Source organism: Sphingobium abikonense NBRC 16140, assembly GCF_001598335.1.
GTDB lineage: Bacteria > Pseudomonadota > Alphaproteobacteria > Sphingomonadales > Sphingomonadaceae > Sphingobium > Sphingobium abikonense.
Genome location: NZ_BCYT01000001.1, coordinates 123,845 through 149,891 on the forward strand (window position 1 = coordinate 123,845; position 26,047 = coordinate 149,891).

General features: G+C 62.9%; 22 protein-coding genes. 9 read left to right on the top strand and 13 right to left on the bottom strand.

Going from position 1 to position 26,047, the window contains the following annotated elements; genetic code table 11:
• Nucleotides 1-138: 138 nt before the first annotated feature.
• Nucleotides 139-2,808, top strand: a complete 2,670-nt coding sequence (gene acnA, locus SAB01S_RS00565) for an aconitate hydratase AcnA (RefSeq protein ID WP_062731257.1) — start codon at nt 139-141, stop codon at nt 2,806-2,808.
• Between the two features lie 85 nt (nt 2,809-2,893).
• On the opposite strand, the gene SAB01S_RS00570 is transcribed toward acnA, so the two are convergent.
• On the bottom strand, nt 2,894-5,212 hold the full coding sequence (locus SAB01S_RS00570; RefSeq protein WP_062731258.1) for a GH92 family glycosyl hydrolase: 2,319 nt from the start codon (nt 5,210-5,212) through the stop codon (nt 2,894-2,896).
• Between the two features lie 92 nt (nt 5,213-5,304).
• Here SAB01S_RS00570 and SAB01S_RS00575 point away from each other — a divergent pair, with 92 nt between their 5' ends.
• Complete coding sequence (locus SAB01S_RS00575; RefSeq protein ID WP_062731259.1) at nt 5,305-6,657, top strand: glycoside hydrolase family 27 protein; 1,353 nt, start codon at nt 5,305-5,307, stop codon at nt 6,655-6,657.
• Between the two features lie 16 nt (nt 6,658-6,673).
• Here SAB01S_RS00575 and SAB01S_RS00580 read toward each other — a convergent pair whose 3' ends face one another.
• Nucleotides 6,674-8,338 (bottom strand): M28 family metallopeptidase, encoded by a 1,665-nt coding sequence (locus SAB01S_RS00580; RefSeq protein ID WP_062731260.1) that lies wholly within the window; start codon nt 8,336-8,338, stop codon nt 6,674-6,676.
• Between the two features lie 40 nt (nt 8,339-8,378).
• Nucleotides 8,379-9,035: a glutathione S-transferase gene (locus SAB01S_RS00585; RefSeq protein WP_062731261.1), complete on the bottom strand. Its 657-nt coding sequence runs from the start codon at nt 9,033-9,035 to the stop codon at nt 8,379-8,381.
• A 129-nt stretch (nt 9,036-9,164) separates the two neighbouring features.
• Here SAB01S_RS00585 and SAB01S_RS00590 point away from each other — a divergent pair, with 129 nt between their 5' ends.
• Complete coding sequence (locus tag SAB01S_RS00590) at nt 9,165-10,388, top strand: polyhydroxyalkanoate depolymerase (RefSeq protein WP_062731262.1); 1,224 nt, start codon at nt 9,165-9,167, stop codon at nt 10,386-10,388.
• A gap of 69 nt (nt 10,389-10,457) precedes the next feature.
• On the top strand, nt 10,458-11,207 hold the full coding sequence (locus SAB01S_RS00595) for a sulfite exporter TauE/SafE family protein (RefSeq protein ID WP_062731263.1): 750 nt from the start codon (nt 10,458-10,460) through the stop codon (nt 11,205-11,207).
• A 37-nt stretch (nt 11,208-11,244) separates the two neighbouring features.
• Here SAB01S_RS00595 and purC read toward each other — a convergent pair whose 3' ends face one another.
• The 5 genes from purC to otsB all read right to left on the bottom strand — a co-directional run bounded on the left by purC (nt 11,245) and on the right by otsB (nt 16,381).
• Nucleotides 11,245-12,027, bottom strand: coding sequence for a phosphoribosylaminoimidazolesuccinocarboxamide synthase (purC, locus tag SAB01S_RS00600; RefSeq protein ID WP_021224755.1), 783 nt, complete (start codon nt 12,025-12,027; stop codon nt 11,245-11,247).
• Between the two features lie 146 nt (nt 12,028-12,173).
• Complete coding sequence (locus SAB01S_RS18960; RefSeq protein ID WP_281179017.1) at nt 12,174-12,308, bottom strand: hypothetical protein; 135 nt, start codon at nt 12,306-12,308, stop codon at nt 12,174-12,176.
• Nucleotides 12,309-12,339: 31 nt separating this feature from the next.
• On the bottom strand, nt 12,340-13,746 hold the full coding sequence (gene otsA, locus SAB01S_RS00605) for an alpha,alpha-trehalose-phosphate synthase (UDP-forming) (RefSeq protein WP_062731479.1): 1,407 nt from the start codon (nt 13,744-13,746) through the stop codon (nt 12,340-12,342).
• Entirely contained in the window at nt 13,743-15,527 is a 1,785-nt protein-coding gene (locus SAB01S_RS00610) for a glycoside hydrolase family 15 protein (RefSeq protein ID WP_281179024.1), read from the bottom strand. The genes otsA and SAB01S_RS00610 overlap by 4 nt, the downstream gene beginning before the upstream one ends.
• Before the next feature lie 86 nt (nt 15,528-15,613).
• Entirely contained in the window at nt 15,614-16,381 is a 768-nt protein-coding gene (gene otsB / locus SAB01S_RS00615) for a trehalose-phosphatase (protein WP_062731265.1), read from the bottom strand.
• 154 nt (nt 16,382-16,535) lie between these two features.
• On the opposite strand from otsB, the gene parC reads away from it, so the two are divergent.
• Both parC and SAB01S_RS00625 read left to right on the top strand, forming a co-directional pair.
• Entirely contained in the window at nt 16,536-18,824 is a 2,289-nt protein-coding gene (parC, locus tag SAB01S_RS00620; RefSeq protein WP_062731266.1) for a DNA topoisomerase IV subunit A, read from the top strand.
• A 171-nt stretch (nt 18,825-18,995) separates the two neighbouring features.
• On the top strand, nt 18,996-20,636 hold the full coding sequence (locus SAB01S_RS00625) for a putative bifunctional diguanylate cyclase/phosphodiesterase (RefSeq protein WP_245646376.1): 1,641 nt from the start codon (nt 18,996-18,998) through the stop codon (nt 20,634-20,636).
• Here SAB01S_RS00625 and SAB01S_RS00630 read toward each other — a convergent pair.
• The 4 genes from SAB01S_RS00630 to SAB01S_RS00645 are packed head-to-tail and all read right to left on the bottom strand — an operon-like array spanning nt 20,600 to nt 23,528.
• Nucleotides 20,600-21,811, bottom strand: a complete 1,212-nt coding sequence (locus SAB01S_RS00630; protein WP_062731267.1) for a CCA tRNA nucleotidyltransferase — start codon at nt 21,809-21,811, stop codon at nt 20,600-20,602. The two genes, SAB01S_RS00625 and SAB01S_RS00630, sit on opposite strands and share 37 nt — an antisense overlap.
• Nucleotides 21,792-22,403, bottom strand: coding sequence for a CoA pyrophosphatase (locus SAB01S_RS00635; RefSeq protein WP_062731268.1), 612 nt, complete (start codon nt 22,401-22,403; stop codon nt 21,792-21,794). The genes SAB01S_RS00630 and SAB01S_RS00635 overlap by 20 nt, the downstream gene beginning before the upstream one ends.
• Complete coding sequence (locus SAB01S_RS00640; protein ID WP_062731480.1) at nt 22,400-22,966, bottom strand: DUF1285 domain-containing protein; 567 nt, start codon at nt 22,964-22,966, stop codon at nt 22,400-22,402. Before SAB01S_RS00640 ends, SAB01S_RS00635 begins: the two co-directional genes overlap by 4 nt.
• Nucleotides 22,967-23,009: 43 nt before the next feature.
• Entirely contained in the window at nt 23,010-23,528 is a 519-nt protein-coding gene (locus tag SAB01S_RS00645) for a GNAT family N-acetyltransferase (protein ID WP_062731269.1), read from the bottom strand.
• A 127-nt stretch (nt 23,529-23,655) separates the two neighbouring features.
• On the opposite strand from SAB01S_RS00645, the gene SAB01S_RS00650 reads away from it, so the two are divergent.
• The gene (locus SAB01S_RS00650) at nt 23,656-24,039 is read left to right on the top strand and encodes a dihydroneopterin aldolase (protein ID WP_062731270.1); all 384 of its coding nucleotides are present in this window, start codon (nt 23,656-23,658) and stop codon (nt 24,037-24,039) included.
• 57 nt (nt 24,040-24,096) lie between these two features.
• Here SAB01S_RS00650 and SAB01S_RS00655 read toward each other — a convergent pair whose 3' ends face one another.
• The gene (locus SAB01S_RS00655; protein WP_062731271.1) at nt 24,097-25,041 is read right to left on the bottom strand and encodes an isopenicillin N synthase family dioxygenase; all 945 of its coding nucleotides are present in this window, start codon (nt 25,039-25,041) and stop codon (nt 24,097-24,099) included.
• A gap of 104 nt (nt 25,042-25,145) precedes the next feature.
• Between SAB01S_RS00655 and SAB01S_RS00660 the strand changes: the two genes are divergently transcribed.
• Nucleotides 25,146-25,553, top strand: a complete 408-nt coding sequence (locus SAB01S_RS00660; protein ID WP_062731482.1) for an EVE domain-containing protein — start codon at nt 25,146-25,148, stop codon at nt 25,551-25,553.
• A gap of 153 nt (nt 25,554-25,706) precedes the next feature.
• Nucleotides 25,707-25,982: a hypothetical protein gene (locus SAB01S_RS00665; protein WP_062731272.1), complete on the top strand. Its 276-nt coding sequence runs from the start codon at nt 25,707-25,709 to the stop codon at nt 25,980-25,982.
• The last annotated feature ends 65 nt before the right edge of the window (nt 25,983-26,047 follow it).

Consider the following 26,047-nt stretch of genomic DNA (forward strand, 5'->3'; position numbering starts at 1 on the left):
CATCGGGACATACCTGCTTCGACCACCGGTTGAGGCGCATCCCTGACCTTCGCCGTCCAGTCCGTTCGCTGTCCGGCGAGGCTCCGGTGGAATCGCGTCATCCTCTGCCGAAGCGCCATGCGAGGAGACGCACATCTTATGACCGCCATCGGACAGGACACGCTGGGCACGCGCGACATCATGAATGTCGGCGGCAAGGACATTGCCTATTATTCCTTCAAGAAGGCCGCTGCGAAGCTTGGAGACGTTTCGCGCCTGCCTTTCTCGATGAAGGTGCTGCTCGAAAATCTCCTGCGCTTCGAAGATGGCGTCACCGTCACCACCGATGACATTCAGGCGATCGTCGACTGGCAGAAGGATCGCGGCCAGGCGCAGCGCGAAATTCAGTATCGTCCCGCGCGCGTGCTGATGCAGGATTTCACCGGCGTACCCTGCGTCGTCGACCTTGCCGCGATGCGCGACGCGATGACCGCGCTGGGCGCCGACGCCGCCAAGATCAACCCGCAGGTTCCCGTTCACCTCGTCATCGACCATTCGGTCATGGTCGATGAATTCGGCACGCCCCAGGCGTTCGAGCAGAATGTCGAGATCGAATATCAGCGCAATATGGAGCGCTACGACTTCCTGAAATGGGGCAGCAAGAGCCTCGCCAATTTCTACGCCGTGCCCCCCGGCACCGGCATCTGCCACCAGGTGAATCTGGAAAATATCGCGCAGGCCGTCTGGTCGAGCGAAGGTCCGGACGGCGTCACCGTCGCCTATCCCGACACCTGCGTCGGCACCGACAGCCACACCACCATGGTCAACGGCCTTGGCGTGCTGGGCTGGGGCGTTGGCGGGATTGAGGCTGAAGCCGCGATGCTGGGCCAGCCCGTATCCATGCTGATCCCCGAAGTCGTCGGTTTCAAGTTCACCGGGACGCTCAAGGAAGGCGTGACCGCGACCGACCTGGTGCTCACCTGTACCCAGATGCTGCGCGCGCGTGGCGTCGTCGGCCGCTTCGTCGAATATTTCGGTCCCGGCCTTGCCACCCTGTCGCTCGCCGACCGCGCTACGCTCGCCAACATGGCGCCCGAATATGGCGCGACCTGCGGCTTCTTCGGCATTGACGACAAAACGCTGGATTATATGCGCCTGACCGGCCGCAGCGACGAGAATATCGCGCTGGTCGAAGCCTATGCCAAGGAACAGGGCTTCTGGATCGACCCGGCGGTCGAACCGGTCTTCACCGACACGCTGGAACTGGACCTGTCGACGGTCGTCCCCAGCCTGGCTGGTCCCAAGCGCCCGCAAGACCGCGTGTCGCTGCCGGACGTCGACGACGTGTTCAACGCCGACATGGAAAAGACCTACAAGAAGGCGCAGCAGCGCGTACCGGTCGACGGCAAGGATTTCGACATTGGCGACGGCGACGTCACCATTGCCGCGATCACCAGCTGCACCAACACGTCGAACCCTGGCGTGCTGGTCGCTGCTGGCCTGGTCGCGAAGAAGGCGAACGAACTCGGCCTCAAGCCCAAGCCCTGGGTCAAGACCTCGCTCGCTCCGGGCAGCCAGGTCGTGACCGACTATCTGGAAAAGGCCGGCCTCCAGTCGCATCTTGATGCCATCGGCTTCAACCTGGTGGGCTATGGCTGCACGACCTGCATCGGCAATTCCGGCCCGCTGGCCGAACCGATCAGCAAGGCGATCAACGACAATGGCCTGGTCGCCGCCGCCGTGATTTCGGGCAACCGCAACTTCGAAGGCCGCGTGTCGCCCGACGTGCGCGCCAACTTCCTCGCCAGCCCGCCGCTCGTCGTCGCCTATGCGCTCAAGGGCACCGTGGTGGAAGATTTCATCACGAGCCCGATCGGCACCAGCAAGGATGGCGAAGCGGTGTATCTGAAGGACATCTGGCCCAGCAATGACGAGGTTTCGACCGTGATGGCCGGCTGCATGGACCGCCAGATGTTCCAGGCCCGCTACGCCAATGTCTACAAGGGCGACGCGCACTGGCAGGCGATCGAAGTCACCGGGTCGGACACCTATCAGTGGCGCGCCGGTTCGACCTATGTCGCCAACCCGCCCTATTTCGAGGGCATGTCGATGACACCCGACGCCGTGACCGACATTCAGGGCGCCAAGCCGCTCGCCATCTTCGGCGACTCCATCACCACCGACCACATCTCGCCGGCCGGCTCGATCAAGGTCGACAGTCCGGCGGGCCAGTGGCTGATGGAGCATCAGGTCAGCAAGGCCGACTTCAACAGCTATGGCGCGCGCCGTGGCCATCATGAAGTGATGATGCGCGGCACCTTTGCCAATATCCGCATCAAGAACCAGATGCTGGACGGCGTCGAAGGCGGCATGACCAGCTACAATGGCGAGGTCATGCCGATCTATGACGCGGCGATGAAGCACAAGGCGGACGGCACGCCGCTGGTCGTCATCGGCGGCAAGGAATATGGCACCGGATCGTCGCGCGACTGGGCGGCCAAGGGCACCAACCTGCTGGGCGTGCGCGCGGTCATCGTCGAAAGCTTCGAGCGCATCCACCGGTCGAACCTGGTCGGCATGGGCGTGCTGCCCTTGCAGTTCAAGGATGGCGAAAGCCGCGAGACGCTGGGCCTCAAGGGCGACGACAGCTTCACCATCGAAGGCGTCGCTGACCTGAAGCCCCGCCAGGATGTCGAGGTGAAAGTGACGCGCGCCGACGGCTCGACCTTCAGCTTCACCGCGCTCTGCCGCATCGATACCGTCAACGAACTGGAATATTTCCTGAACGGCGGCATCCTGCAATATGTGCTGCGTAAACTCGCCGCCTGATTGGGCGAGCGGTTGAATGACAAAGGGCTTCTCCCCGGTGGGAGGAGCCCTTTTTCTTGGCATCGCTGATCGGCAGGCTGAGGCCTCAAGGGCGATAGGCGGTGGTGGAGAAGGGGCGCGCGCCGGGCTTCGTCGCCCATGACATGTTCGGCGTCGCCTGCATGGTGAAGCGCAATTCGCCGCCCGCCCGGATTTGCGCGTCTGTGATTGTGCTGCGTTCCAGCGGCTTGCCGTTCAAAGTCACGCCACCGACATAGCGGTTCGCGTCGGACAGGCCGTCAGCAATCACGATGAAGTGCTGCCCATTCGGCAAGGTCATCTCCGCCCGCTCTACGAACGGCCGCCCGATCACATATTCGTTGCTGCCCGGCGCCACCGGATAGAAACCGAGCGCCGTGAATACCAGCCAAGCGGACATCTGACCCAGGTCGTCATTGCCGGAAAGGCCATCGGGCGTGGGCTTATACTGGCTCTCGACAATCTGTTTCAGCCGTTCCTGGGTCCGCCATGGCTGCCCTGCATAATTATAGAGATAGGCGACATGGTGGCTGGGTTCGTTGCCATGGATATATTGGCCGATCAGGCCGGCAATATCCTCGGCATGGCTATAGTCGATCTTGCTGTTGTCATAATCGAACATCGCGTCCAGCTTGGCCACGGCCCTGGCGTCGCCGCCCAGCAGGCGGAACAGCCCGCCCTGATCGTGCGGCATGAACCAGCTATATTGCCAGGCATTGCCCTCCGTATAGTCACTGCCATAGTTGATCGCGGTCGGATCGAATGGCGTGCGGAAGGACCCATCCGATTTTCGCGCGCGCAGGAATCCGGTCTTCGGATCAAAGCTGTTGCGCCAATTCTGCGCCCGCTTTTCGAACCGCGCCGCGATCGCCGTTTCGCCGAGCTTGCGGGCGAGGCGCGCGATGGTCCAGTCATCATAGGCATATTCGACCGTCTTGGACGCGGCTTCGGGTTCGCGATCGATGGGGACATAGCCGAGCGACATATAATCGCTAAGGCCGCCATAGGGTGCATAATCGGCGCTGGCCACCATGGCCTTGAGCGCGCCCGCGCAGTCTATGCCCCTTATCCCCTTGAGGCAGGCGTCGGCGATGACCGGCACGGCATGATAGCCGATCATCGTCCAGGTTTCCTTGCCCGCAAACTGCCAGACGGGCAGGATACCGAACGGGCTGGCCTTCTGGCTGGCGACCAGCGAATTGACGAAGTCGGCGTTGCGTTCTTCGGGCTGGATCAGCGTCAGTAGCGGGTGTTCGGCGCGGAACGTGTCCCATAGTGAAAAAGTGGAATAGCGGGTGGTCCTGTCGCCGGCATGGACCTGATCGTCCGGCCCCCGCCAGCGTCCGTCGGCATCGCTCCACACGCTCGGCGCCATCAGGCTGTGATAGAGCGCGGTGTAGACATTGATGCGCATCGGCTTTGGCGCATCGATCTTCACGCGGCCCAGCGCCTCGGCCCAGGCGGCACGGGTTCTGGCGCGGATCGCATCGAAATCGCCCGGCTCGCCGTCGAGGTTCGCAATCGCGCCATCCTCGTCCACGCCCGATAGCGCGACCTTCACCTCCAACGGCTTACCCAGTGCGCCGAAGTCGAACTGCGCGATCAGCGCCCGGCCAGACAGGGAATCCAGCGTTTCGGAACCGCGACCCGGCCCCTTGAACCCCTTGTAGAGGATATTCTCCTCCGTGCTGATCAGCTTATGGCCGGTCACCGGCGCGGAAAAGCGCATGGCGAAGAAGATGCGGCGTGGGCTTGCCCAGCCGCGTACCTCGCGCGATCCGGTGATCGTGCCGTCGGGCCTAATTCGCACCGACGACCACAGGATCTTGCCGGGATAATCATAGATGATGCTGCGCAGGTCGATGAGCAGATGCGCCACCTTGCCGGCCGGGAAGGCGTAGCGATGAACGCCGACGCGCGTTCCTGCGGTCATTTCCGCCCGCACGCCGGGGTCAGTCAGCGTCACCGCATAATAGCCCGGCGTCGCCATCTCATCGGCCTTGCGCGATCGAAAGCCCGGTGTGTCCGCGTCGCCCGCTTTGAGGGGCACAGTGTCCCCGCTGACCGGCATGACCAGAAAATCACCAAGGTCGCTATGGCCGGCCCCCGAAAAATGGGTGTGGGAAAAGCCCAGTATCACGGGGTCTTCATGACGATAGCCCGACGCCCAGTCATAAGTTTCCCGCGCCGCGCCGACACGGGTGTCGGGCGACAATTGCACCATGCCGAAAGGTGCGACCGCACCGGGGAAGGTGTGTCCCTCACCGCTTGTACCGATGAACGGATCGACCGCCTCTACAGGATCGGGTGCGGGCTGCTGGGCGGATAGGGCGGTGCTGTTGAGCAGGCTGGCCGCGACGGCCAGACGGAGGAAGCGACAGGACATGAAGACAGTTAAACCATGGCTGTGACTGTCCGCCAAGCGCTTAGCGCTTGATCTGACAGGCTGGCTGCGGTTTACTCCTACAAATGAAGAGGATGCATTTGCAAACAAGCCGCCGCACGATGTTGGCGGGCAGCATGGCCGGGCTGACGGCGGCCGCAGTCGCGCAAGCCCCACAGCGCCGCGCCGCCGATGGGGCATCACTGTTGGCGCCCCGTCCGCCGATGGGCTGGAACAGTTGGAACAGCTTTGCCACCACCATCACTGAAGCGCAGGCGCGCGAAACCGCGCGGATCATGGCGGATAAGCTGCTGCCCTTCGGCTATGACATCTTCACGGTCGACATCCAGTGGTATGAACCCGAAGCATCCAGCTACAGCTATAACGCAAAGCCCAAACCAGCGATGGACGCCTATGGCCGGATGATCCCCGCGCCCAATCGCTTTCCCTCCAGCGCAGGCGGCAAGGGCTTCGCGCCGCTGGCGCAGGCAGTACATGCGCTGGGCCTCAAATTCGGCATTCATGTCATGCGCGGCATTCCGCGAGCGGCGGTGGAGGCAAACCTGCCGATCCTTGGCACCAAATATCGCGCCGCCGACATTGCCGACCGGACCAGCATCTGTTCCTGGAACCCGGACATGTACGGCGTTGACATGGCCCGGCCCGGCGCGCAGGCCTATTATGACAGCATCTTCCGCCTCTATGCCGACTGGGGCGTCGATTTCGTCAAGATGGACGATATGAGCCGCCCCTATGACGCGCATGCGGCGGAGATCGAGGCGGCGCATAAGGCGATCCAGGCGACTGGACGTCCCATCATCCTCAGCCTCTCCCCCGGCGAAACACCGGTGATCCGGGGCGACCATGTCCGCAAATATGCGCAGATGTGGCGCATCTCCGATGATTTCTGGGATGAATGGCCCATGCTGGAGGCGCAGTTCACGCGTCTGGAAAACTGGACGCCTTGGCGCGGGCCGGACAGCTGGCCCGACGCCGACATGCTGCCGCTCGGCCGGCTGGCGTTGGGCGAACGCGATACCCGCTTCACGCCTGACGAGCAGCGCACGCTGGTGACGCTCTGGGCGATTGCCCGTTCGCCGCTGATCATGGGGGGCGACCTGCGTCATCTCGACGCAGCGACCCTGTCGCTGCTCACCAATCGGGAGGTGATTGCGGTCAACCAGGCAAGCCGCGACAGTCGCCCGCATTTCATCGAGGATGGCACGCGCATCTGGTCCGCCACGGCGGAGGATGGTGGCGGCCGCTATCTGGCGCTGTTCAACACCAGCGACAAGGCGCGGGAGGTCGGCATCGACCTCAAAACCCTCGGCCTCACCCGGCCCGTCGCCGTGCGCGACCTGTGGGCCGGAACGGCGCTGGGTTCACAGGCGGAGCGCGTCGCTGCCGCGTTGCCGGCACATGGTGCGGCGCTCTATCGATTGAGTTGAGCCGGCACGGTCCCGGTCACTGCCGGACACTCGCGCTTTTGTCGCGGATGGCCTTGAACTCGGACCCCGGCTTCCATTCGGGCCAGCGGTCCGACGTGGCGAGGTCCCGGCCAATGTCGAGCATCAGGTCGATGTCCTGCGCCGCGCCGTCCAGGTTCCAGCTATCGTCCACCGCGTCACAGGCCTGGTGATAGCATTTGCCGGTATAGGCATCGACCCAAGCCTGACCAGCGGTCCGGCCACCCTCAACCAGGTCCGACGCCCCGGCAATGCCCATCATCAGCAGCACAGGGACACCGCGCTTGGCCATGGAGAAATGATCGGCGCGATAGAAAAGCCCGCGTTCGGGCAGGCTTTCCTGCGTCACGACGCGGCCCTGCTTCGCGGCGAAGCGGGCAAGGTCGTCCTCCAGCATATTCTGCCCCTTTCCGACCAGGATGACATCCTTCGCCTTGCCGGCGGTCTGAAGAATGTCGATGGTCAGGTTCGCGACCGTCTTGTCGAGCGGATAGACGGGATTGAGCGCATAATGTTCGGACCCCAGCAGGCCGCGTTCCTCGGCCGTCCAGGCGGCAAACAGGACCGAACGGTCTGGCGTCGGCCCGGCCTTGAACGCGCGGGCGATCTCGAACATGGCGGCGACGCCCAGCGCGTCGTCATTGGCCCCGGCGCGATAGATGCGGTCCTGCGCATCGGGTTCGCCCTTGCCATAGGCGTCCCAATGCGCGCCATACATTACCGTTTCGTCAGGGCGTTTGGCCCCCGGAATGCGCGCGAGCACATTGGCGCGCTGCACCACATCCTGCGTTACCGGGAAGCTGGCTGAAAATGTCGCGCCGTTGAGTTCGACCGGCTTGAAAGCGGCGAATCGCGCCTGCCTGCGCAGCGCCGCCAGATCCTGACCCGCGCCGGCGAACAGCGCCTTGGCCGCATCCCCCGCGATCCAGCCCTGCAATTGAAGGCTTGTCAGCTTGTCGGCGGGGCGGACCAGATCGTAGTTTTCGCCGGCCGGGCTTTTTACCACATTCCAGCCATAGCCCGCACCGGGCGTATCATGCACGATCAACGCGCCGATCGCACCGCGCCGCGCGGCTTCCTCGAACTTGTAGGTCCAGCGGCCATAATAGGTCATGGTCTTGCCGCCGAACTTGCCGATTGCATCCTCCCCCTTCACCGCTTCGAAATCGGGGTCATTGACCAGGAAGACCGCGACCTTGCCTTTCAGGTCGACGCCCTTGAAATCGTCCCAGCCCCGTTCCGGCGCGGACACGCCATAGCCGACAAAGACCATCGGCGCCTTGTCGATGCTGACTTCATTCTTGGGTTGCAGCGTCGACACATAGACATTTTCGCCGAAGGTCCAGGGCGTCGTTTCGGTGCCTTGCGTCACGGCCAGCCGCGACGGCTTGCCCAGACGGGTGTGCAGCAACGGCACGGTCTGCACCCATTGGCCGTCAGGGCCGCCCGGCTCCAGACCCAGCGCCTCGAACCGGCCGATCAGATAGCCGATCGTCCGTTCCTCCCCGATCGTGCCGGGCGCACGGCCCTGAAACAGGTCCGACGCCAGCGTGCGGACGGACGATTCCAGCCGATCAGGCGTGATCGTCTGAGCCTGCACGATGGTGGGGAGGAGAGGGGCGGCGGACAGGCCTAGGGCCAGGATCAGTGTGCGAACAGTCATGGCCTTAGCCTTAACTGCCCAAAGACGAAGGCGAAAGGCCCTAGAACTCGGTTTCCAGCTCGATCATTTCGTCCGGTTCCTGGCGGGCGGCGTCGATCCATTCGCGCATCAGCGGCCATTCATTGACTGTCTCGCAATAAGCGGCCGACGTCGGATTGACGGCCACCGCATAGGTCAGGAACCGCTGCACAACCGGGGCGAACATGGCGTCGGCCACGGTGGGCGATGCGCCGAACAGCCAGGGGCCGCCATAGTCGCTCAGGCATTCCGCCCATATTGTTTCCACTCGCTCGATATCGGGGCGGGCGCCGGGGAAGATCGGGAAGCGGTCGTGCCGGACTTTCAGGTTCATCGGCAGCGCGGAGCGCAGATTGATGAAGCCCGAATGGATTTCGCCCGATACCGACCGGCAATGCGCGCGGGCGATACGGTCTGCGGGATACATGCCCCGGTCCGGATACAGTTCGTGCAGATATTCCGCGATCGCCAGCGTGTCCCACACGCTTGCGCCCTCATGCGTCAGGCGCGGCACAAGAACAGAGGGGGAGAGTAAGAGCAATTCCGCGCGATTGTCCGGATCGTCCAAAGCAACCATCTTTTCCCGGACCGTCAGCCCCGCGAGTCGACACAACAGCCAACCGCGCAGCGACCAGGATGAATAAGTGCGGCTGGAAAGAGTGAGTTGCGCATCGGCCATGGCTTTACCCCTCGCTATCGCCCATTAACTCCCATTTATGATGATGCAGTGCAACAGAAAATGCCTGTATAGCGTTTTAGGAAAGAACCGATTCGGGTCACAGGGTCAATATAAGGCAAAAGTGCGATCATGCGGATGCTCTACAGCGGCTATCAGGCCTGGAACGACATGCTGGCGCCCGCGCGTCTGGGCGCGGAATGGGCGCTCAGCCTGCGCAGGACCATGGGGCCGATGGCAGAATGGGCAATGCCGCGTCGTATGTTCGCGCTGATGGACGTGTTCCAGGGCGCGAAGCTGACGCACAAGCGCCCGGCCTATAATATCCACATGGTGCAAAGCGGCAATGCGGATGTCACCGTGCGAGAGGAAATCGCGCTCGACCTGCCCTTTGGCGACCTGCTGCATTTCGTGAAGGATGATGTCTCGGTCGAGCAGCCGCGCGTGCTGGTCGTCGCGCCCATGTCCGGCCATTTCTCCACCTTGCTGCGCAGCACGGTCGCAACATTGCTGCGCGATCATGACGTCTACATCACCGACTGGAAAAATGCGCGCGACGTGCCGCTGTCGGCCGGCCGTTTCGGCTTTGACGATTATGTCGACTATGTGGTCCGCTTCCTGCAGGAACTGGGGGAGGGCGCGCATCTTGTGTCCGTCTGCCAGCCTTGCGTGCCGGCGATGGCGGCTGTTGCGCTGATGTCGGAAGATCAGGACAAGGCGACTCCGCGATCCATGACGCTGATGGGCGGGCCGATCGACCCCAATGCCGCGCCCACGGTCGTCAACGACCTCGCCAACGAAAAGCCGATCAAATGGTTTGAGGAAAATCTGATTTCGGTCGTCCCGTTTCGCTATGCCGGGCGCGGGCGTGAAGTCTATCCAGGCTTTCTGCAATTGTCCGCCTTCATGTCCATGAACATGGACCGGCACGGGGCGCAGCATCGCGAACTCTACCAGTTGCTGGCTGACGGCAAGACGGAAGAAGCCGACAAGATCAAGACGTTCTACGAGGAATATTTCGCGGTCCTCGACATGACCAAGGAATTTTACCTCGAAACCGTCGACATGGTGTTCCAGCGCGCCCTGCTGGCCAAGGGGGAACTGACCGTGCGCGGCCGCAAAATCGATCCCGGCGCTATCCACAAGACGGCGTTGCTGACGGTGGAGGGGGAGCGCGATGACGTTTGCGCGGTTGGGCAGACATCCGCCGCGCATGCATTGTGCACCGGTCTGCGCCCGCATCTCAAGCGCCATCATCTTCAGCCCGGGGTCGGCCATTATGGTGTCTTTTCCGGCAGCAAATGGGAAAAGCAGGTCTATCCCCAGGTTCGGAACATGATCCTGGCGATGAATTGACGCCGATCGCTTTTGGCCTTCCCATCTCCAGATTGTCTTTATCCAGCGAGTGTTCGCTGAGCCTGCTTCATGGCTGATCCGCTGTTCATTGCCTGTGCGCTTGCTGCCGTCGTCCTGTCGGGACTGGCGAAAGGGGGCTTTGCAGGCGTCGGCGCGCTTGCCATGCCGGTGATGGCGCTCGCGATTGACCCGGTTCGCGGCGCGGCGATCCTGCTGCCGATCCTGATCTTGCAGGACGCTGTCGGCGTCTGGGCCTATCGCCGCAATTGGGATGGGCGCATCCTGGCCGTCATGCTGCCGGGCGCGGCCGTTGGCATCCTGCTGGGCTGGTTTTTTGCCGCTCAGGTGTCAGAGGTGGCGGTTCTGGGCGTATTGGGCGTCATTTCGGTTCTGTTCGGCCTGCAAAGACTATGGGTGGAACGCGGCGGGGCGATTACGCTGCCGTCCAACTCCCCTGCCTGGATGGGTTTTCTGTTTGGCATCGCCAGCGGCTTCACCAGTCAGATCGCCCATGCCGGTTCGCCGCCGTTCCAGATGTGGGTCCTGCCCAAGCGACTGACCCGCGACATGCTGGTTGGCACCACCGCCTTCGCCTTTGCCGCGATGAACTGGATGAAGGTGCCGGCCTATGCCGCGCTCGGCCAGTTCAGCCGCGACAATCTGATGGCCACCGCCATGCTGGCGCCGGTCGCGATCCTGTCGACATTTGCTGGCGTCACGCTGGTACGGCGGGTCGATCCGGCGCGTTTCTATACGCTCATCTATATTTTGATGATCCTGCTCGGCCTCAAGCTGATGGCCGACGCGTTGCTGGCATGAGCCAGAAAAAAGGCCGGCGCTGTGGCCGGCCTTTGCCTTATTCCTTTTCGCGCTTCTTGCGATGCGTGTCGAGGTCCAGGACAGTGGTGTCCAGCCCCTCTGGCAGCAGACCCAGCCGCCGCGCGACTTCCTGATAGGCTTCGACTTCGCCGCCCAGGTCGCGGCGGAACCGGTCTTTGTCCAGTTTCTCGTTGGTAGCCATGTCCCACAGGCGGCAACCGTCCGGGCTGATCTCGTCGGCCAGGATGATGCGGCTGTAATCGCCGTCGTAAAGCCGTCCGAACTCCAGCTTAAAGTCGATGAGGCGGATGCCGATGCCCGCAAACAGGCCGCACAGAAAATCATTCACGCGGATCGCCATGTCGGCAATGTCGTGCATTTCTTCCTGCGTCGCCCAGCCGAAGCAGGCGATATGTTCCTCGGACACGAGCGGATCGCCCAGCGCGTCGTCCTTGTAGCAATATTCGATCAATGTGCGCGGCAACTGGGTGCCTTCTTCGATCCCCAGCTTCTTGGAGAGCGACCCGGCGGCAACATTGCGCACGATCACCTCGATCGGCACGATTTCGACCTGGCGGATCAGCTGCTCGCGCATATTGAGGCGGCGGATGAAGTGGGTCGGCACGCCGATCTGGCCGAGCAGGGTGAAGACATGCTCGGAAATGCGGTTGTTCAGCACGCCCTTGCCGGAAATCGTGCCCTTTTTCTGCGCGTTGAAGGCAGTGGCGTCATCCTTGAAATATTGGATGATCGTGCCCGGCTCGGGGCCTTCATAAAGGATCTTTGCCTTGCCTTCGTAAATCTGGCGGCGACGGGCCATGCGCGTTCCTGACCTTTTTTCTCAAAAACACTGCGCCCCGGCAATCGCGAATCGAAAAGGATCAGCGGGTGCCGGGGCTGTTCGCGCAGGCCCATAGAGCAATCTCACCGCCGGTGCAATTGGCGGGCAGAAACGCTGTCCCTTGGCTAGAGCACATCGCCAAACATGAACCAGAGCAGCGCGACCCAAGCGACCAGTCCCACCGCGGCGATGATGACGCCCGAGCGCGCCTGAATGGCGGCCCACGGCCCGCCCGCCTCATTGTCATCATCCCGCTGCATCAACGCAGCCTAACGAGCGCTGCGAACGCGCTCAACCCTCGACGGGCGCGATGGCGGCCTCCTTGGGAATCGGTTCGGCGGCCGTCAGCCGTTCCGTGAAGGTCTGACGCCACCAACTGATATCCTGTGTTTCCACGCTGTCCATCATCGCGCGCCAGCGGCGCTTGCGTTCGCCCAGCGGCATGGCCAGCGCGCGGTTGATCGCGTCCGACATTTCCTCGCTGCTATAGGGGTTGATGAGCAGCGCGTCGCGCAGCTGGATCGCCGCGCCCGCAAAGCGCGACAGCACCAGCACGCCGGGATCTTCCGGGTCCTGCGCCGCGACATATTCCTTGGCGACCAGGTTCATGCCGTCGCGCAGCGGCGTCACCAGCCCGATCCGCGCCGCGCGGTAGATTCCCGCCAGCTTGTCGCGCGGATAACCCTGGTTGACGTAGCGGATCGGCGTCCAGTCGACATCGCTATATTCGCCATTGATCCGCCCGGCGAGCGAATCCAGCGTCGCGCGAATGTCGCGATAGCTTTCGACTTCCCCACGCGACGGCGGCGCGATCTGCGTCAGCACGACCTGACGATGATGTTCGGGATGGTCTTTTAGGAACCGCGCGTAACCGTTGAAGCGCTCCTCCAGACCCTTGCTGTAATCCAGCCGGTCGACGCCCACGATCAGCGACCGGTCCTGCAAGGACGCGCGGACCTGCCCGTACATATCCTTGGCGGCGTCGCTGACGGCGGCGTCGGCAAATTCCTGCGCGTTGATGCCGATGGGGCAGGCGATCGCCTGGATTGTCCGGTCGCCGACCGTGACGAAGTCGCCATCGACCTTGCCGCCCATTTCCTTCTCGACATAATGGCGGAAGGATTCGAGCCATTCCTCGGTATGAAATCCCACCACATCATAGGCGAAAAGCGAACTCACCAGCTTGGTGTGATGCGGCAGTGAAACCAGAAGGCGCGTCGGCGGCCAGGGGATGTGGAGGAAGAAACCCATCCGGTTTTTAAGGCCGCGGTCGCGCAGCATCTGGCCGAGCGGGATCATGTGATAATCATGGACCCAGATGATGTCGTCCGGTTCGATCAGCGGGCTGGTCGTCTCGGCAAAGCGCTTGTTGACGCGGTTATAGCCCCCTTCGAAATCGCGCGCATATTCGGCCAAGTCGATACGGAAGTGGAAAAGCGGCCACAGAGTCTTGTTCGCGTACCCATTATAATATTCGTCGACATCCTGTTCTTCCAGGTCGATTGTCGCGGTCTTGACGCCGTCATATTCGGCAAAGCCGATATGCCCGGTAAAATTGTTCGTCACCTCGCCCGACCAGCCGACCCATATGCCCCGGCTTTCGCGCAGCGCTTGCGACAAGGCGACGGCCAGCCCGCCCTGATTGCCGTTCTTGCTGGGGCGACTAACCCGGTTGGAGATGATAATCAGGCGGCTCATCGCATCGCGCTCCACGGTTTGCTCAGCAAGACGGCGCAATTGATGATGCCGACCAACGAGTAGGTTTGGGGATAATTGCCCCATAATTCCCCGGTCACGGGGTCGATATCCTCCGACAACAGGCCCGCGGCGGTGCGCCGCGACAGCATGACTTCAAACAATTCGCGCGCTTCTTCGGTGCGGCCGGTGCGATGCAGCGCCTCGATCAGCCAGAATGTGCAGACGTTGAACGCCGTCACCGGCTCGCCAAAATCATCGGGCGCGCTGTAGCGCAGCATGTCGTTGCCGCGCCGCAAATCGGCCTCCAGCGCCGCCAATGTACCGATGAATTTGGGATCATCGGCGCTCAGGAAGCGCAGGTCAAGCAGTTGCAGCAAGGACGCGTCGCGCGAATCATCCTCGAAATTGGCGGATATCGCGTTGCTGTCGCTGCGCCAGGCTGCGTCCAGGATACGCGTCCGCATCGTTTCCGCACGATTTTCCCAATAGGCTGCGCGCATGTCCAGGCCGATCGCCTTGGCGGCATGGGCCAGCCGATCGCACGCCGCCCAGCACATGACGGCGCTATAGCTGTGCACATGGGCGCGCGTGCGCAGTTCCCACAGGCCAGCATCCGGCTTGTCATAGACTTGCCAGGCGCGCTCGCCGACCGCCTCCAGCGCCTCGAAATCGGCGTGGCCCGCCATCCGCAGCAACCGCTGGTCGATAAAGCCCTGCACCGATGATAGGGCGATCTGCCCATAGGCGTCATGCTGTATCTGTTCATAGGCCGCATTGCCGACGCGCACTGGCCCCATGCCGCGATAGCCCGGCAGGCCATCGGCTTCCCATTCGGTCAGCGTGGCATTGCCGCGTACGTCATAAAGCGGCTGGATATGCCCGCCCTTGGCCCCATCGACGATGTTGCGCAGATAGACGAGGTAGGATTCCAGCACGTCCAGCGCGCCCAACCGGTTGAGCGCTTCGACCGTATAATAGGCGTCGCGTACCCAGCAGTAGCGATAATCCCAATTTCTGCCGCTATCGGCATGTTCGGGAATGGATGTGGTCAGCGCCGCGACGATCGCGCCGGTTTCCTCATGCTGGCAAAGTTTCAAGGTAATGGCGGAACGAATGACCGCCTCCTGCCACTCGGCCGGGATCGCCAGCCCGCGCACCCAGACCTGCCATTCCAGGATGGTGTCGTCCAGCATCCGCTCGATCGCGGGGCGCAGCGCGTCGGAAAAGCCTTCGTCCGGCCCCATGAAGAAATGCATGTCGGCTTCCAGCCGGAACCAGCTTTCCTGGCTGATGAGGCCTATGGGCGCATTGGTCGATACCCGCATCGCCATGTAGGACAGGACCATGCGGATGTGGTTGGAGCCGTAGCTGATCGGCACCTTTTCCGCGTTCCAGCTAGTCGTCGGGCGCAGCCGCACCCGGATGCGCGGGCTGCCCGCGACGGGGCGCACGATGCGCACGAAGGCAACCGGGCGGTACATGCGCCCTTTGTGTCGGTGGCGCGGGCAGAAATCATAGGTTTCGATCGCATTGCCCTGCGCGTCGCGCTGGCGCGTCACCAGGATCGGGGTGTTGCGGATATAATGTTGTTCGATCGCGACGACATTTTCCAGCTCGATCGCCCAGAAGCCGCGCGCGTCCGGCTCATCCCAGGACTGATTATCGAGCAGGGCGGAAAAGACCGGGTCGCCATCCACGCGAGGCACGCAGCCCCAGACCATGCGCCCGGCGCGATCGATCAGGGCCGATGCCTGGCAATTGCCGATGGGCCACAGGTCCAGCGTCTGTTCGTTCGCGTGCGTTTCGCCGTTGCTGTTGCTGATGTTTCTGCCCCCTTTGACTGCAACCCAAGCCGATAGGCCGCCGTTCAGCCGAGCCGGGCAGCCCCTTCCGCCAGATAATGCCTGACGGCGGCAACCTGTTCCAACCCGAAAGCAGCAAAAGTCGATCGCGGTGCGCCGACCAGGATGCCCGCGCCGCCTTGCTCGGCTGCGGCGGCAAAGCCTTCCTCATCCGTCACATCGTCGCCGATAAAGACAGGAACGCCACCCGCCATGGGCGGCTGCGTCATCAGCCGGCGCACCGCGCTGCCCTTGTCGGCTCCGCCCGGTCGCAATTCGAACAGCATCTTGCCCGGTTGCACCGCCAGGTCATGGTCGGCGGCCAGCGCCATGGCGAGCGCGCGGGCTTCATCGCCCCATTGCGGCGCACCGCGAAAATGCAGCCCGACGCTGATGGTCTTGCGTTCGACCAGCATGCCCGGCTTGTCCGCGACAAAAGCGTTGAATGCATCCTCAACCGCGTCGATCGCCGGCAAGCGCGCGGGCGCATCGACGTGCGCGCCAGGCGCGGCGAATTCCAGCCCATGCGTGCCGGCAATCAGGAAATCGGTAAAGCCAAAATCCCGCAGGGTCGCGACCGACCGGCCGCTGACGATCGCCAGCCGGCCGTCCAGCGCATCGCGCAGCCGGAGCAGCGTCGCGATCAGATCGTCGCCCACCTCAACGCCGCAGGGCGTATCGGCGATCGGCGCGAGCGTGCCGTCGAAATCCAGAAACAGCGACGCGCCGTCCAGCAGTCCGACGGACGGGGAGGGGAGCGGGGCGGGGTTTGGGGAGCAAGCAGAATCAGACACGGGGGCAAAGTGGCGCTTCCCGTTCAAACCGCAACCCCTCTTATGGTGCAGCGCACGCAAAAAATATCCTCAGGTCAGCATGGGGAACGCACGCCGATTTAGGCAACGGACTGCCATCTTTGCCAAAGCGGCGGGCGCTGCTATTCCGGAGGGAATGACAGACTTTCGCGACCCGTTCGACGCCATCAAGGACCATCCTTTCGACGAAGCGCTTTCCCAGCGCTATCTCGTCTATGCGCTCTCGACCATCACCGCGCGGTCGCTGCCGGACCTTCGCGATGGGTTGAAGCCCGTGCATCGGCGCCTGCTCTGGGCGATGCGGCTGTTGCGGATGGAGCCGGGCGGGGCCAGCGCCGACATACTCTCGGCCAATCCTGCCCGAAACACCACCGCCTACAAGAAATGCGCGCGTGTCGTGGGCGACGTGATCGGCAAATATCACCCCCATGGCGACGCGTCGGTCTATGACGCCATGGTGCGGCTGGCGCAGGATTTTTCCCTGCGCACGCCGCTGGTCGACGGGCAGGGGAATTTCGGCAATATCGACGGCGATAATGCCGCGGCCATGCGCTACACCGAAGCGCGACTGACCCAGGCGGCGGCCGACCTGATGGCGGGGCTGGACGAAGGCACGGTCGATTTCCGCCCGACCTATAATGGCGAGGATGAGGAGCCGGAGGTATTTCCCGGCCTTTTCCCCAATCTGCTCGCCAATGGCGCCAGCGGCATCGCGGTCGGCATGGCGACCAGCATCCCGCCGCATAATGTCGCTGAACTGATCGACGCCGCCAATCTGCTGATCGACGATCCCGATGCCGATCATGCAGCGTTGATGCAGATCGTTCGGGGGCCTGACTTTCCGACCGGCGGCGTGCTGGTGGACAGCCCGTCGATCATTGCCGAAGCCTATGCCACCGGACGAGGCGCCTTCCGCACGCGCGCGCGCTGGCACAAGGAGGATCATGGCCGCGGCACCTGGATCGCGGTCGTCACTGAGATTCCCTATCAGGTGCAGAAGTCGAAGCTGATCGAGCAGATCGCGGCGCTGATCAACGACAAGAAGCTGCCGATCCTGGCCGATGTGCGCGACGAATCCGACGCGGAGATTCGCATCGTCATCGAACCGCGCGCCCGCACGGTCGACGATCAGCTGCTGATGGACAGCCTGTTTCGCCTGACCGACCTGGAAAACCGCTTTCCGCTCAATCTGAACGTGCTCGACGCCACCCATACGCCGCGGGTGCTGGGCTTGAAGCCGTTGCTGGTCGAATGGCTGCAGCATCAGATCGACGTGCTGGTCCGGCGCGCGCGTCACCGGCTCGACAAGATCGCGGCCCGGGTCGAGCTGCTCGACGGCTATATCATCGCCTATCTGAACCTCGATCGGGTTATCGAGATCATCCGCACGGAGGATGAGCCAAAGGAGGTGATGATGGCCGAATTCGGCCTCACCGACCGCCAGGCCGAAGCGATTCTCAACATGCGGTTGCGCAGCTTGCGCAAGCTGGAGGAAATGGAGCTTCGCCGCGAACATGGCGAATTGTTGAAAGAGCGCGATGAGCTTGAAAAGCTGGTCGAAAGCCCGGCTCGGCAGCGTACCCGGCTCAAGAAGGACCTTGCCGCCCTGCGCAAGCGCTATGGTCCCGACACCGATCTGGGCCGCCGGCGCACCCTGGTCGAGGAAGCTGCGCCTGCGCGCGAAATCCCGCTGGAAGCGATGATCGAGCGTGAGCCGATCACCGTGATCCTGTCCGAGCGCGGCTGGATTCGCGCGATGAGCGGCCACCGCGACCTTGCCGCCGCCGATACGCTCAAGTTCAAGGAAGGCGACGGGCCGCAATTCGCCTTTCACGCCTATACGACCGACAAGCTGTTGCTGGCGACCTCCACCGGGCGCGTCTTCACCCTGTCGTCGGACAAATTGCCTGGTGGACGCGGCTTTGGCGATCCGGTGCGCTCGCTTGTCGACATGGATAATGAAGGGGCGATCGTGGCCCTGATGCCCGCACGACCCGGCGGAGAATTATTGCTCGCGTCGTCGGACGGGCGCGGGTTTATTGCCGCAACATCCGACATCATGGCTGAAACGCGCAAGGGCAAGCAGGTGGTGAATGTCCGCGCGGGCGCGCGGCTCGCCGTGGTCCATCCCGTGCCGGCCGAAGCCGACAGCGTCGCGGTCATTGGCGAGAACCGCAAATTGCTGGTCTTCGCCATCACCGAAATGCCCCGCATGGCGCGCGGGCAGGGGGTTCAGCTTCAGCGATATCGCGACGGTGGCCTGTCGGACGCCATCGCTTTCCGTCTCGCCGACGGGTTGACCTGGGCCATGGGGGGCGACTCCGGTCGAACCCGCAATGAAACCGACATGACGCCGTGGAAGGTTGCCAGGGGTGCTGCCGGCCGGATGCCCCCCAATGGATTTCCGCGCGATAATCGCTTCTAGATTGTTCTAAATCGGAATTTCGTTTTCGGAATATTTACCTAATCGCCCTAGCCCGGTGCCATGGAATCCGCGTCCGTGCGTCCTCGGCTGGCTCAGACGATCCGTAGCGAAGCTAGCTGCGGTGACGCGGGCCCTTGCGTTTGCTCGCTTGAAGATCCCGCCGAGTTCCTCATGGCGCTGCCGCAGGCCGCAGCGATCGTGGCCTATCGGGGGGCCGGGCTTTCGGTGATTGCGGGTAACGCCCGCTTCAATCAGGCGATGGAACAAGGACGGGTCAGTCCCGCCGATATTCTGCCCAATTCGGTCTGGGCCGAACGCATCCGCCACTTCATTGACTCGGGCAAGGATAATGTAATTTTCGAAACGCGGCGCGAAGGGAAGCTCGGGCCGGAATATCATATGTGCACCATCGGTCGGTTGCACAGCGATGACCCGGCGCAGCATTTGCTTTTGTTCACGGCGACGGACCGGACCAACGAACGGGCGATCGAAAAAAATTTGCGGCGCGAGCTGCTGGCCGACGGGCTGACCGCGCTCCCCAACCGCACCGGCTTTGGCGAGGAAATTGACGATCGCCTGAAAAATGGCGTCTGGCCCGACTCGGCGCAATTCGGCATCATCGCCATTGATCTCAGCCGCTTCAGCCGGGTCAATGAGTCGCTGGGGCCGATGGCCGGCGACGAATTGCTCATCACGGTGGCGAAGCGCCTGAAATCCTGCCTGCGCCAGGGTGACGTTCTGGCGCGGATCGGCGGCAATGATTTCGCGATTTTCGCTCGGCTCAACAATGGCTTGTCAGACGCTCTTCATATCGTTCGGAGAATTCAGGAAGCGATGGGATCACCCATCCGGTTGAGCGACCTGCAAATTCGCGTCGATTGCGCCATCGGCTGTGCGCTGTCGCTGGACCTCGAAGAAGACCCCGATGATGTCGTTCGCAAGGCGCAGGCTGCGGTCAAGATCGCCAAGCGGACGGGCAAGGTCGAAATCTATCGCAATGGCGTGCTCAAGGAGGCGCAACGTCGCTTCTCGATTGAAAGCCGCCTGCGCGACGCCTTGTCGCAGGGTGGATTGTCGCTCGCTTATCAGCCGCTCATTCACCTTCAGACCGGCGAAATCACGGGTTTCGAAGCTCTGGCGCGCTGGAACGACCCGGAACTGGGCAATGTGCCGCCGACCGAATTTATCGCGGTTGCCGAAGAAAGCGGGCTTATCACCTCCCTGGGGCGTTGGGCCGCCTATGAAGCGGCGCAGGCCCTGTCGCGCTGGGACGCGAAATATGGCCAGCCGATGCCCGTGGGGGTTAACGTCAATGTGTCGGCGATTCAGATTGCGCGTGATGACGTAGAGAGCATGTTTGAAGAAGCGGTCCGCTATGCCGGGATCGATGGTCGGCGCATGACCGCCGAACTGACCGAGAGCGCGATCGTCGCCGATCCTGACAAGGCGCGCAAATGGCTGGTCGCGCTGAAGGATCTCGACATGTCCATCGCGATGGATGATTTCGGCACGGGTTTTTCGAACCTGGCGAGCCTTCACAGCCTCCCGATCGATATCCTCAAGATCGACCGCAGCTTCGTGTCGTCCATGCTGGAGGATCATGACAAGATGGTGATCGTGCGAACCATCCTGTCGCTCGCGGAATCGCTTAATCTCAAGGTTACGGCGGAGGGCATCGAAACCCAGGCGCTCGCGCTCCAGCTTCAGAATATGGGCTGCTGGCAAGCGCAGGGCTATTATTTCGCCCGTCCGATGAACGAAGCCGACGCCTTCGACTATTGGCGCGCGCGCTGGAATTTCGAAACGATCTGATCGGCCAGTTGCTGCACCCGGTCCTCATCGGGAAAATCTTCCGCCACCCATTGCCGCTCAACCTGTTGCAGGGCCTTGGCCACATCCGGTCCCGGCGTCAGGCCGCGCTTGATCAGGGCGCCGCCGCTGATCGGCAGCCTGGGCGGCGTCCACCCCCGTAACTGCGCCAGCGCCTCGACCGGCTGGGCGCTCTCCAGCAGCAACCGGTCGATCGCGCCTTCCGTCCCGATGCGGAATGCCAGAGCCTTCATGCTCTCTCCCGCGCCATCCCGTGCCAGCGCCACTGCCAGCCGCTTGCGCGCCTTGTTTGACAGCTTCAACCGCGCTCCCACCTGATCGGCCACGGCTGCATCGGGCGGCAGCAGCGCGGCAAGCCGCCGCACGGCCGACGGGGGTAAACTGGCCTTGGCCTCCCGTGCGATCAGCGCCGCTACCCGATCGACGCCCTCCATCCCGACTTCCGGCAGCACCGGGCGCAATATGCCGCCTTCGACCATCAGGCGCAGGGCCGTGACCGGTGACGCTACTGCCAGAAGCTTCATCAATTCGTCGGCGATCCGTTCGCGTGACAACGCCATCAGGCTATTGGCCGCTGCCACGCACGCGGCATAGGCATCGCCGTCCACCTCATTGTCGCCATAGCGCGCCAGGAACCGGAAATAGCGCAGGATGCGCAGATGATCCTCCGCAATCCGCGCCTCCGCATCGCCGATGAAGCGCAACCGCCGCGCCTCCAGGTCCGCGATACCGCCGAAATAATCGCTGATCGCGCCTGTCATCGGGTCGGCGTACAGGGCGTTGATCGTGAAGTCGCGGCGCGCCGCGTCCTCGCGCCAGTCGTCGGTATAGGCGATGGTCGCGCGCCTGCCGTCGGTACTGACGTCGCGCCGCAATGTCGTGATCTCGACCGGGCCGTCGGCCAGCACGGCCGTAACCGTGCCATGGTCGATCCCGGTCGGCACCGCCTTGATCCCCGCATCCTTCAGGCGTTCCATGACCGCCGTCGGCGGCAGCGATGTGGCGAGGTCCAGATCATTGACCGACAGGCCCAGCAATCCGTCACGCACGGCCCCGCCGACATAGCGTGCCAGGCCGTCTCTTGCCCCCAGCGCGAACAGCAATGCGTCGAGGCCCGGCCGATGACGCCAGGGCGCGTCAGGCAGCAAGGCGGTCATGGCCAAGCCTGCGCGACAGATTGGCGAGAATGGCGGCGGTGATGCCCCATATGCGGCGACCTTCCCAATGGATTTCATAATAGGCCCGCATCGCGCCGGCATATTCGACCTCATGGCGGATGCGATTGGCGGGATCGAGCGCGAAGGCGAGCGGCACTTCAAACCAGGCAGCCACTTCGCTTTCCTGCGCGCGTAGCGGCAGGTCCGGCGGAATCACGCCCAACACGGGCACGATGTCGAAACCGGTAAAGGTCTGATAACGGTCGGAGATGCCGACAAGCTCGACCCGGTCGGGCGGCAGCGCGATCTCCTCCTGCGCCTCACGCAGCGCGCCGGCGATCGCATCGGCGTCCGACGGGTCGACGCGGCCGCCGGGAAAGGCGACCTGCCCGGCATGTTTGCGAAGCGCCGTGGATCGCTCCGTCAGGATCAATCCCGGCTCCGGCCGATCGGTGATCGCAACCAGCACGGCGGCCGGGGCCAATGCTATCTCGCCTTCTATCCGCGGATCGCGCACATCGGACAGCGGCAGCATGTCGGTTCGCCGATGTCCTTCCTCCAGCGCGGCGCGCAGCCGCAACGCCAGTGTCATCGGGCGCGGTCCAGCGGGAAGAAGGTGCCATGGCTCCAGAGGCCAACAGGCTCCCCGCCGTCCTCCAGCGCCAGGTTCATCAGTTCATAATAGACGCTGCGCGCAATCAGCGCCTCCAGCCCGCGACGCACATGCAGATAGGGGCGGGGGCCATCGTCCGTATCGCGCAGGATCAGGTCATGGTCAGGCCCCGCTGTCACCAGGTCGCCGGTGTTGAGCCGGAAGGCAAGCGCGCGATCGCGGCCTTCGCCTTCGCTTTTGAGTTCGACGGCAACGAAGGGCGCGTCCTCGACCGCAATGTCCAGCTTCTCGACCGGCGTCACCAATACATGGCTACCATCGTCCTCACGCCGCAAGATGGTGGAAAATAACCGTACCATCGCTTCGCGGCCGATCGGCGACCCCTGATGATACCAGGTGCCGTCCCGCGCGATCCGCATCTCGCTATCGCCGCAATGGTCGGGATTCCATTGCTCGACCGGCGGCAATTTCTTCTCGGCGAGCAGCCGGGCAATGTCGGACAGCGACAGGCTGGCAAGGTCGGGCAGGGGGTCCATAGGCATGGCTCCGAGATAGGTGCCCATCGTGCCGAAGGCAAAGGGGGAATCAGGCCGTGATTGTGATCCGGGGCGTCAACATGCCTTCGCCGTCCACCGGTCGCCCGTCGACCGACAGCGCGAGCAGGCGGCGCTTTTCAAATGGTCCGGGGGCGTCCCATCCGCTTGTGCCATCTGCGGAAAATCCCCAGAAGCGGCCATAATATTCCGGATCGCCGATCATCATCAGCGGTTCTGTGCCTAACGCGCGGGCCTTGCCGATCACGGCATCCATCATCGCCCGACCATGCCCGTCCTGCTGATGCGCGGGGGCGACCGCGACCGGCCCGATCATGATGAGCGGCATCTGCCGACCGTCGGACTGCGTCAGGGCGACCGGCCAGCTTTGCAATGTGCCGATCAGGTCATTGTCCGCACCGACGATGGAGACCGAAAGATCGGGAATGAACGTCATGCCTTCCCGGATACGATAGGCGGTCCGGCCATGGCGATCGGGCCCGAAGGCCGCGTCCAGCAGGGCTTCCACGAACTGCGGCGCGATGGCATCCAGAGGGATAATATCAGACACGACTTGCCGATCCGCGATCTATGGCGCATGGGGCAGCGCCGGAAGCGGGGGCTTTAGCGCCCGCGCCGCAAAAGGAAAGAAAATAGTCCCCGCCTGATGTCAGGCCGCGGGCGATGGTTGGCAGGCTATGCACACGGGTTTTGACGATTTTCTGACGCTGGAGGTCAATAACCTCCATGTCGACGTGCTCACCGGCATTTATTCGGAAGAAACGCATCTTCCCCAGCCGTTGCGCATCTCGATCCGCGCCCGGTTGCGAATCGCCGACCATTACGAGCCGGAAACGCCGCTCAGCCAGTCCAAAAACTATATGGACCTTAAACATGCGGCCTCGACCGCCTTGCCCGAAGGCGTGCATTTCACACTGATCGAGGCGGTCGCCGACCATATCATCGACACCATCTTCCTTCAGGACGACAAGGTCAGCCATGTGGAGGTGAAGATCGTCAAGCTGGCGCTTAGCGAGCGCGGCGAGGAAATCGGCATTACGCTCGGCCGCGGGCGCAGATAGGCGCTGGCCCGGCCGGCCGACACTTTCGGACCCGACCGGAACCAGCGCCATGGGCAATCACGCCTTGATCAGCCCGATCTCGATCAATCGCTCGGTCAGATAATCATGCGCGCTGATCGGCGGGTCGCGGCGCGGATTGTCGGCGCTCACGCACTGGGGCAGCGCGTCGATCATGAAGTCGGGTCGCAGATGCAGGAAGAAGGGCATCGAATAGCGCGAATGGCCGCGCCTTTCGGGCGGCGGATTGACGACGCGATGGCTGGTTGATGGCAGCACATGATTAGTCAGCCGCTGGAGCATGTCGCCGACATTGATCGCCAGCGCGCCGGGCGGCGGCACGACCGGCAGCCAGTTGCCATCGCGATCCTTGAGTTCCAGCCCGCCTTCCTCGGCGCCCAGCAACAGGGTGATGAGATTGATATCCTCATGCGCGCCCGCGCGGATGCCCGGCGCCTGCGGCGATACCGGCGGATAATGGAGCAACCGCAGGATCGAATTGCCATTTTCGATCGGCCCATCGAACCAGCGTTCGGGCAGGTCGAGATAAAGGGCGATGGCCGACAGGAGCTCCGCGCCGACCCGGTCGAACTCGCGATAAAGGCTGGCGAATAGCGGCTTGAATTCAGGCATTTCGGCCGGCCAGACATTGGGCGGCATACTTTGCGCCAAAGGGTCGCCTTCCGGCAGGTCGCGGCCCACATGCCAGAATTCCTTCAGGTCATTCTCGCTCGCGCCCTTAGCGATTTCCGTCCCGAACGCGGTATATCCGCGCTGCCCGCCATTATATTTGGCGTCATAGCGCCGCTTCACCTCCTCGGGCAGATCGAAAAAGCGCCGCGCCATGGACCAGCCTTCGTCGATCAATTTGGGGTCCATGCCATGGTCGCGCACCATCGCGAAGCCGAACCGCTGAAAGGATTGGCCGAAGGCCTGGGCGAAATCCGCCTTGGGCATGTCCGCCATGGACAGGACGGGCACCTGATCCAGCACCGTTTGCGACACTTTTCTATCTCCATAGTCTTTTGATGGCCCCCGTCCGCCATTGGGGCAGGGCCGTGCATGGCGGCATCCTTGATCGTCCCGGGCCGCTGTTGCAAGAAGGCATGATGCACTATTGGCTTATGAAATCGGAACCCGATGTCTTCTCCTATGACGATCTTGTCGCCAAGGGGCAGGCGGAGTGGGACGGCGTGCGCAATCACGCCGCGCAGGGGCATATGAAGGCCATGCGCAAGGGCGATCTGGCCCTGTTCTACCACAGCAATATCGGATTGGCGGCGGTCGGCATCATGACGATCGTTGGGGAAGCCGCGCCCGACAGTACCGATGATTCGGGCAAATGGATCGCCGTCCAGGTCGCGCCCAAGGAAAAGCTGGCCAATCCTGTGCCGCTCAAGGCGATGAAGGCGCAAGCCTCTCTGTCCGACATGGCGATCATCCGGCAGCCTCGCCTGTCCGTCAGCCCGCTCACCAAGGCGGAGTTCGACCAAATCGTCGCCATGTCAAAGGCTTGAGGCATCTAGCTCAAGCGATTGCATCCGACGCAACCGGAACGACATTTTTTGCGATTGTCCCTCTGCTGCGCCGCAGCATATCACGGGGGCAACCAGATAATAATATGTTCAAGAGGTGTTTGATCGGCATTCACAAGGAGAAACCCTATGCGAATGCTGTCCAAGTTCATTGTCGCCGGCGCCGTCAGCGCCATCGCCGCCACCGCTGCCCAGGCTGAAGGCACGGCCAAGCAGCGCTTCACGCACGAAGGCTATACCTACGTCTATGACGTTCAGGATACCGCTGCCGGCAAAAAGATTTCCGGCCGTCGCTACCCCGGCGCCGTCGCCTTCAACCTGTCGGTCAAGGACGGCAAGGTTTCGGGCGTATCGAACGGCCACCAGGTCAGCTTCCCCGTCGAGGAAGCCCGCGGCGCCGCTTCCAACTGACGCCTGCGTTCAAACAACAAAAAGGGACGGCATCCAATGAGGACGCCGTCCCTTTTTTTGTCTGT

Bases quoted from the DNA above. Each gene is read 5' to 3' on its own strand.
- SAB01S_RS00590 (WP_062731262.1), top strand. From the start codon at position 9,165: ATGCGGATGCTCTACAGCGGCTATCAGGCCTGGAACGACATGCTGGCG.
- SAB01S_RS00630 (WP_062731267.1), bottom strand. From the start codon at position 21,811: ATGACCGCCTTGCTGCCTGACGCGCCCTGGCGTCATCGGCCGGGCCTC.
- SAB01S_RS00575 (WP_062731259.1), top strand. From the start codon at position 5,305: ATGCATTTGCAAACAAGCCGCCGCACGATGTTGGCGGGCAGCATGGCC.
- SAB01S_RS00595 (WP_062731263.1), top strand. From the start codon at position 10,458: ATGGCTGATCCGCTGTTCATTGCCTGTGCGCTTGCTGCCGTCGTCCTG.
- SAB01S_RS00625 (WP_245646376.1), top strand. From the start codon at position 18,996: ATGGCGCTGCCGCAGGCCGCAGCGATCGTGGCCTATCGGGGGGCCGGG.
- SAB01S_RS00665 (WP_062731272.1), top strand. From the start codon at position 25,707: ATGCTGTCCAAGTTCATTGTCGCCGGCGCCGTCAGCGCCATCGCCGCC.
- SAB01S_RS00635 (WP_062731268.1), bottom strand. From the start codon at position 22,403: ATGACACTGGCGTTGCGGCTGCGCGCCGCGCTGGAGGAAGGACATCGG.
- SAB01S_RS00650 (WP_062731270.1), top strand. From the start codon at position 23,656: ATGCACACGGGTTTTGACGATTTTCTGACGCTGGAGGTCAATAACCTC.
- acnA (WP_062731257.1), top strand. From the start codon at position 139: ATGACCGCCATCGGACAGGACACGCTGGGCACGCGCGACATCATGAAT.
- SAB01S_RS00640 (WP_062731480.1), bottom strand. From the start codon at position 22,966: ATGCCTATGGACCCCCTGCCCGACCTTGCCAGCCTGTCGCTGTCCGAC.
- SAB01S_RS00660 (WP_062731482.1), top strand. From the start codon at position 25,146: ATGCACTATTGGCTTATGAAATCGGAACCCGATGTCTTCTCCTATGAC.
- SAB01S_RS00585 (WP_062731261.1), bottom strand. From the start codon at position 9,035: ATGGCCGATGCGCAACTCACTCTTTCCAGCCGCACTTATTCATCCTGG.
- purC (WP_021224755.1), bottom strand. From the start codon at position 12,027: ATGGCCCGTCGCCGCCAGATTTACGAAGGCAAGGCAAAGATCCTTTAT.
- SAB01S_RS00580 (WP_062731260.1), bottom strand. From the start codon at position 8,338: ATGACTGTTCGCACACTGATCCTGGCCCTAGGCCTGTCCGCCGCCCCT.
- SAB01S_RS00570 (WP_062731258.1), bottom strand. From the start codon at position 5,212: ATGTCCTGTCGCTTCCTCCGTCTGGCCGTCGCGGCCAGCCTGCTCAAC.
- parC (WP_062731266.1), top strand. From the start codon at position 16,536: ATGACAGACTTTCGCGACCCGTTCGACGCCATCAAGGACCATCCTTTC.
- otsA (WP_062731479.1), bottom strand. From the start codon at position 13,746: ATGAGCCGCCTGATTATCATCTCCAACCGGGTTAGTCGCCCCAGCAAG.
- SAB01S_RS18960 (WP_281179017.1), bottom strand. From the start codon at position 12,308: ATGCAGCGGGATGATGACAATGAGGCGGGCGGGCCGTGGGCCGCCATT.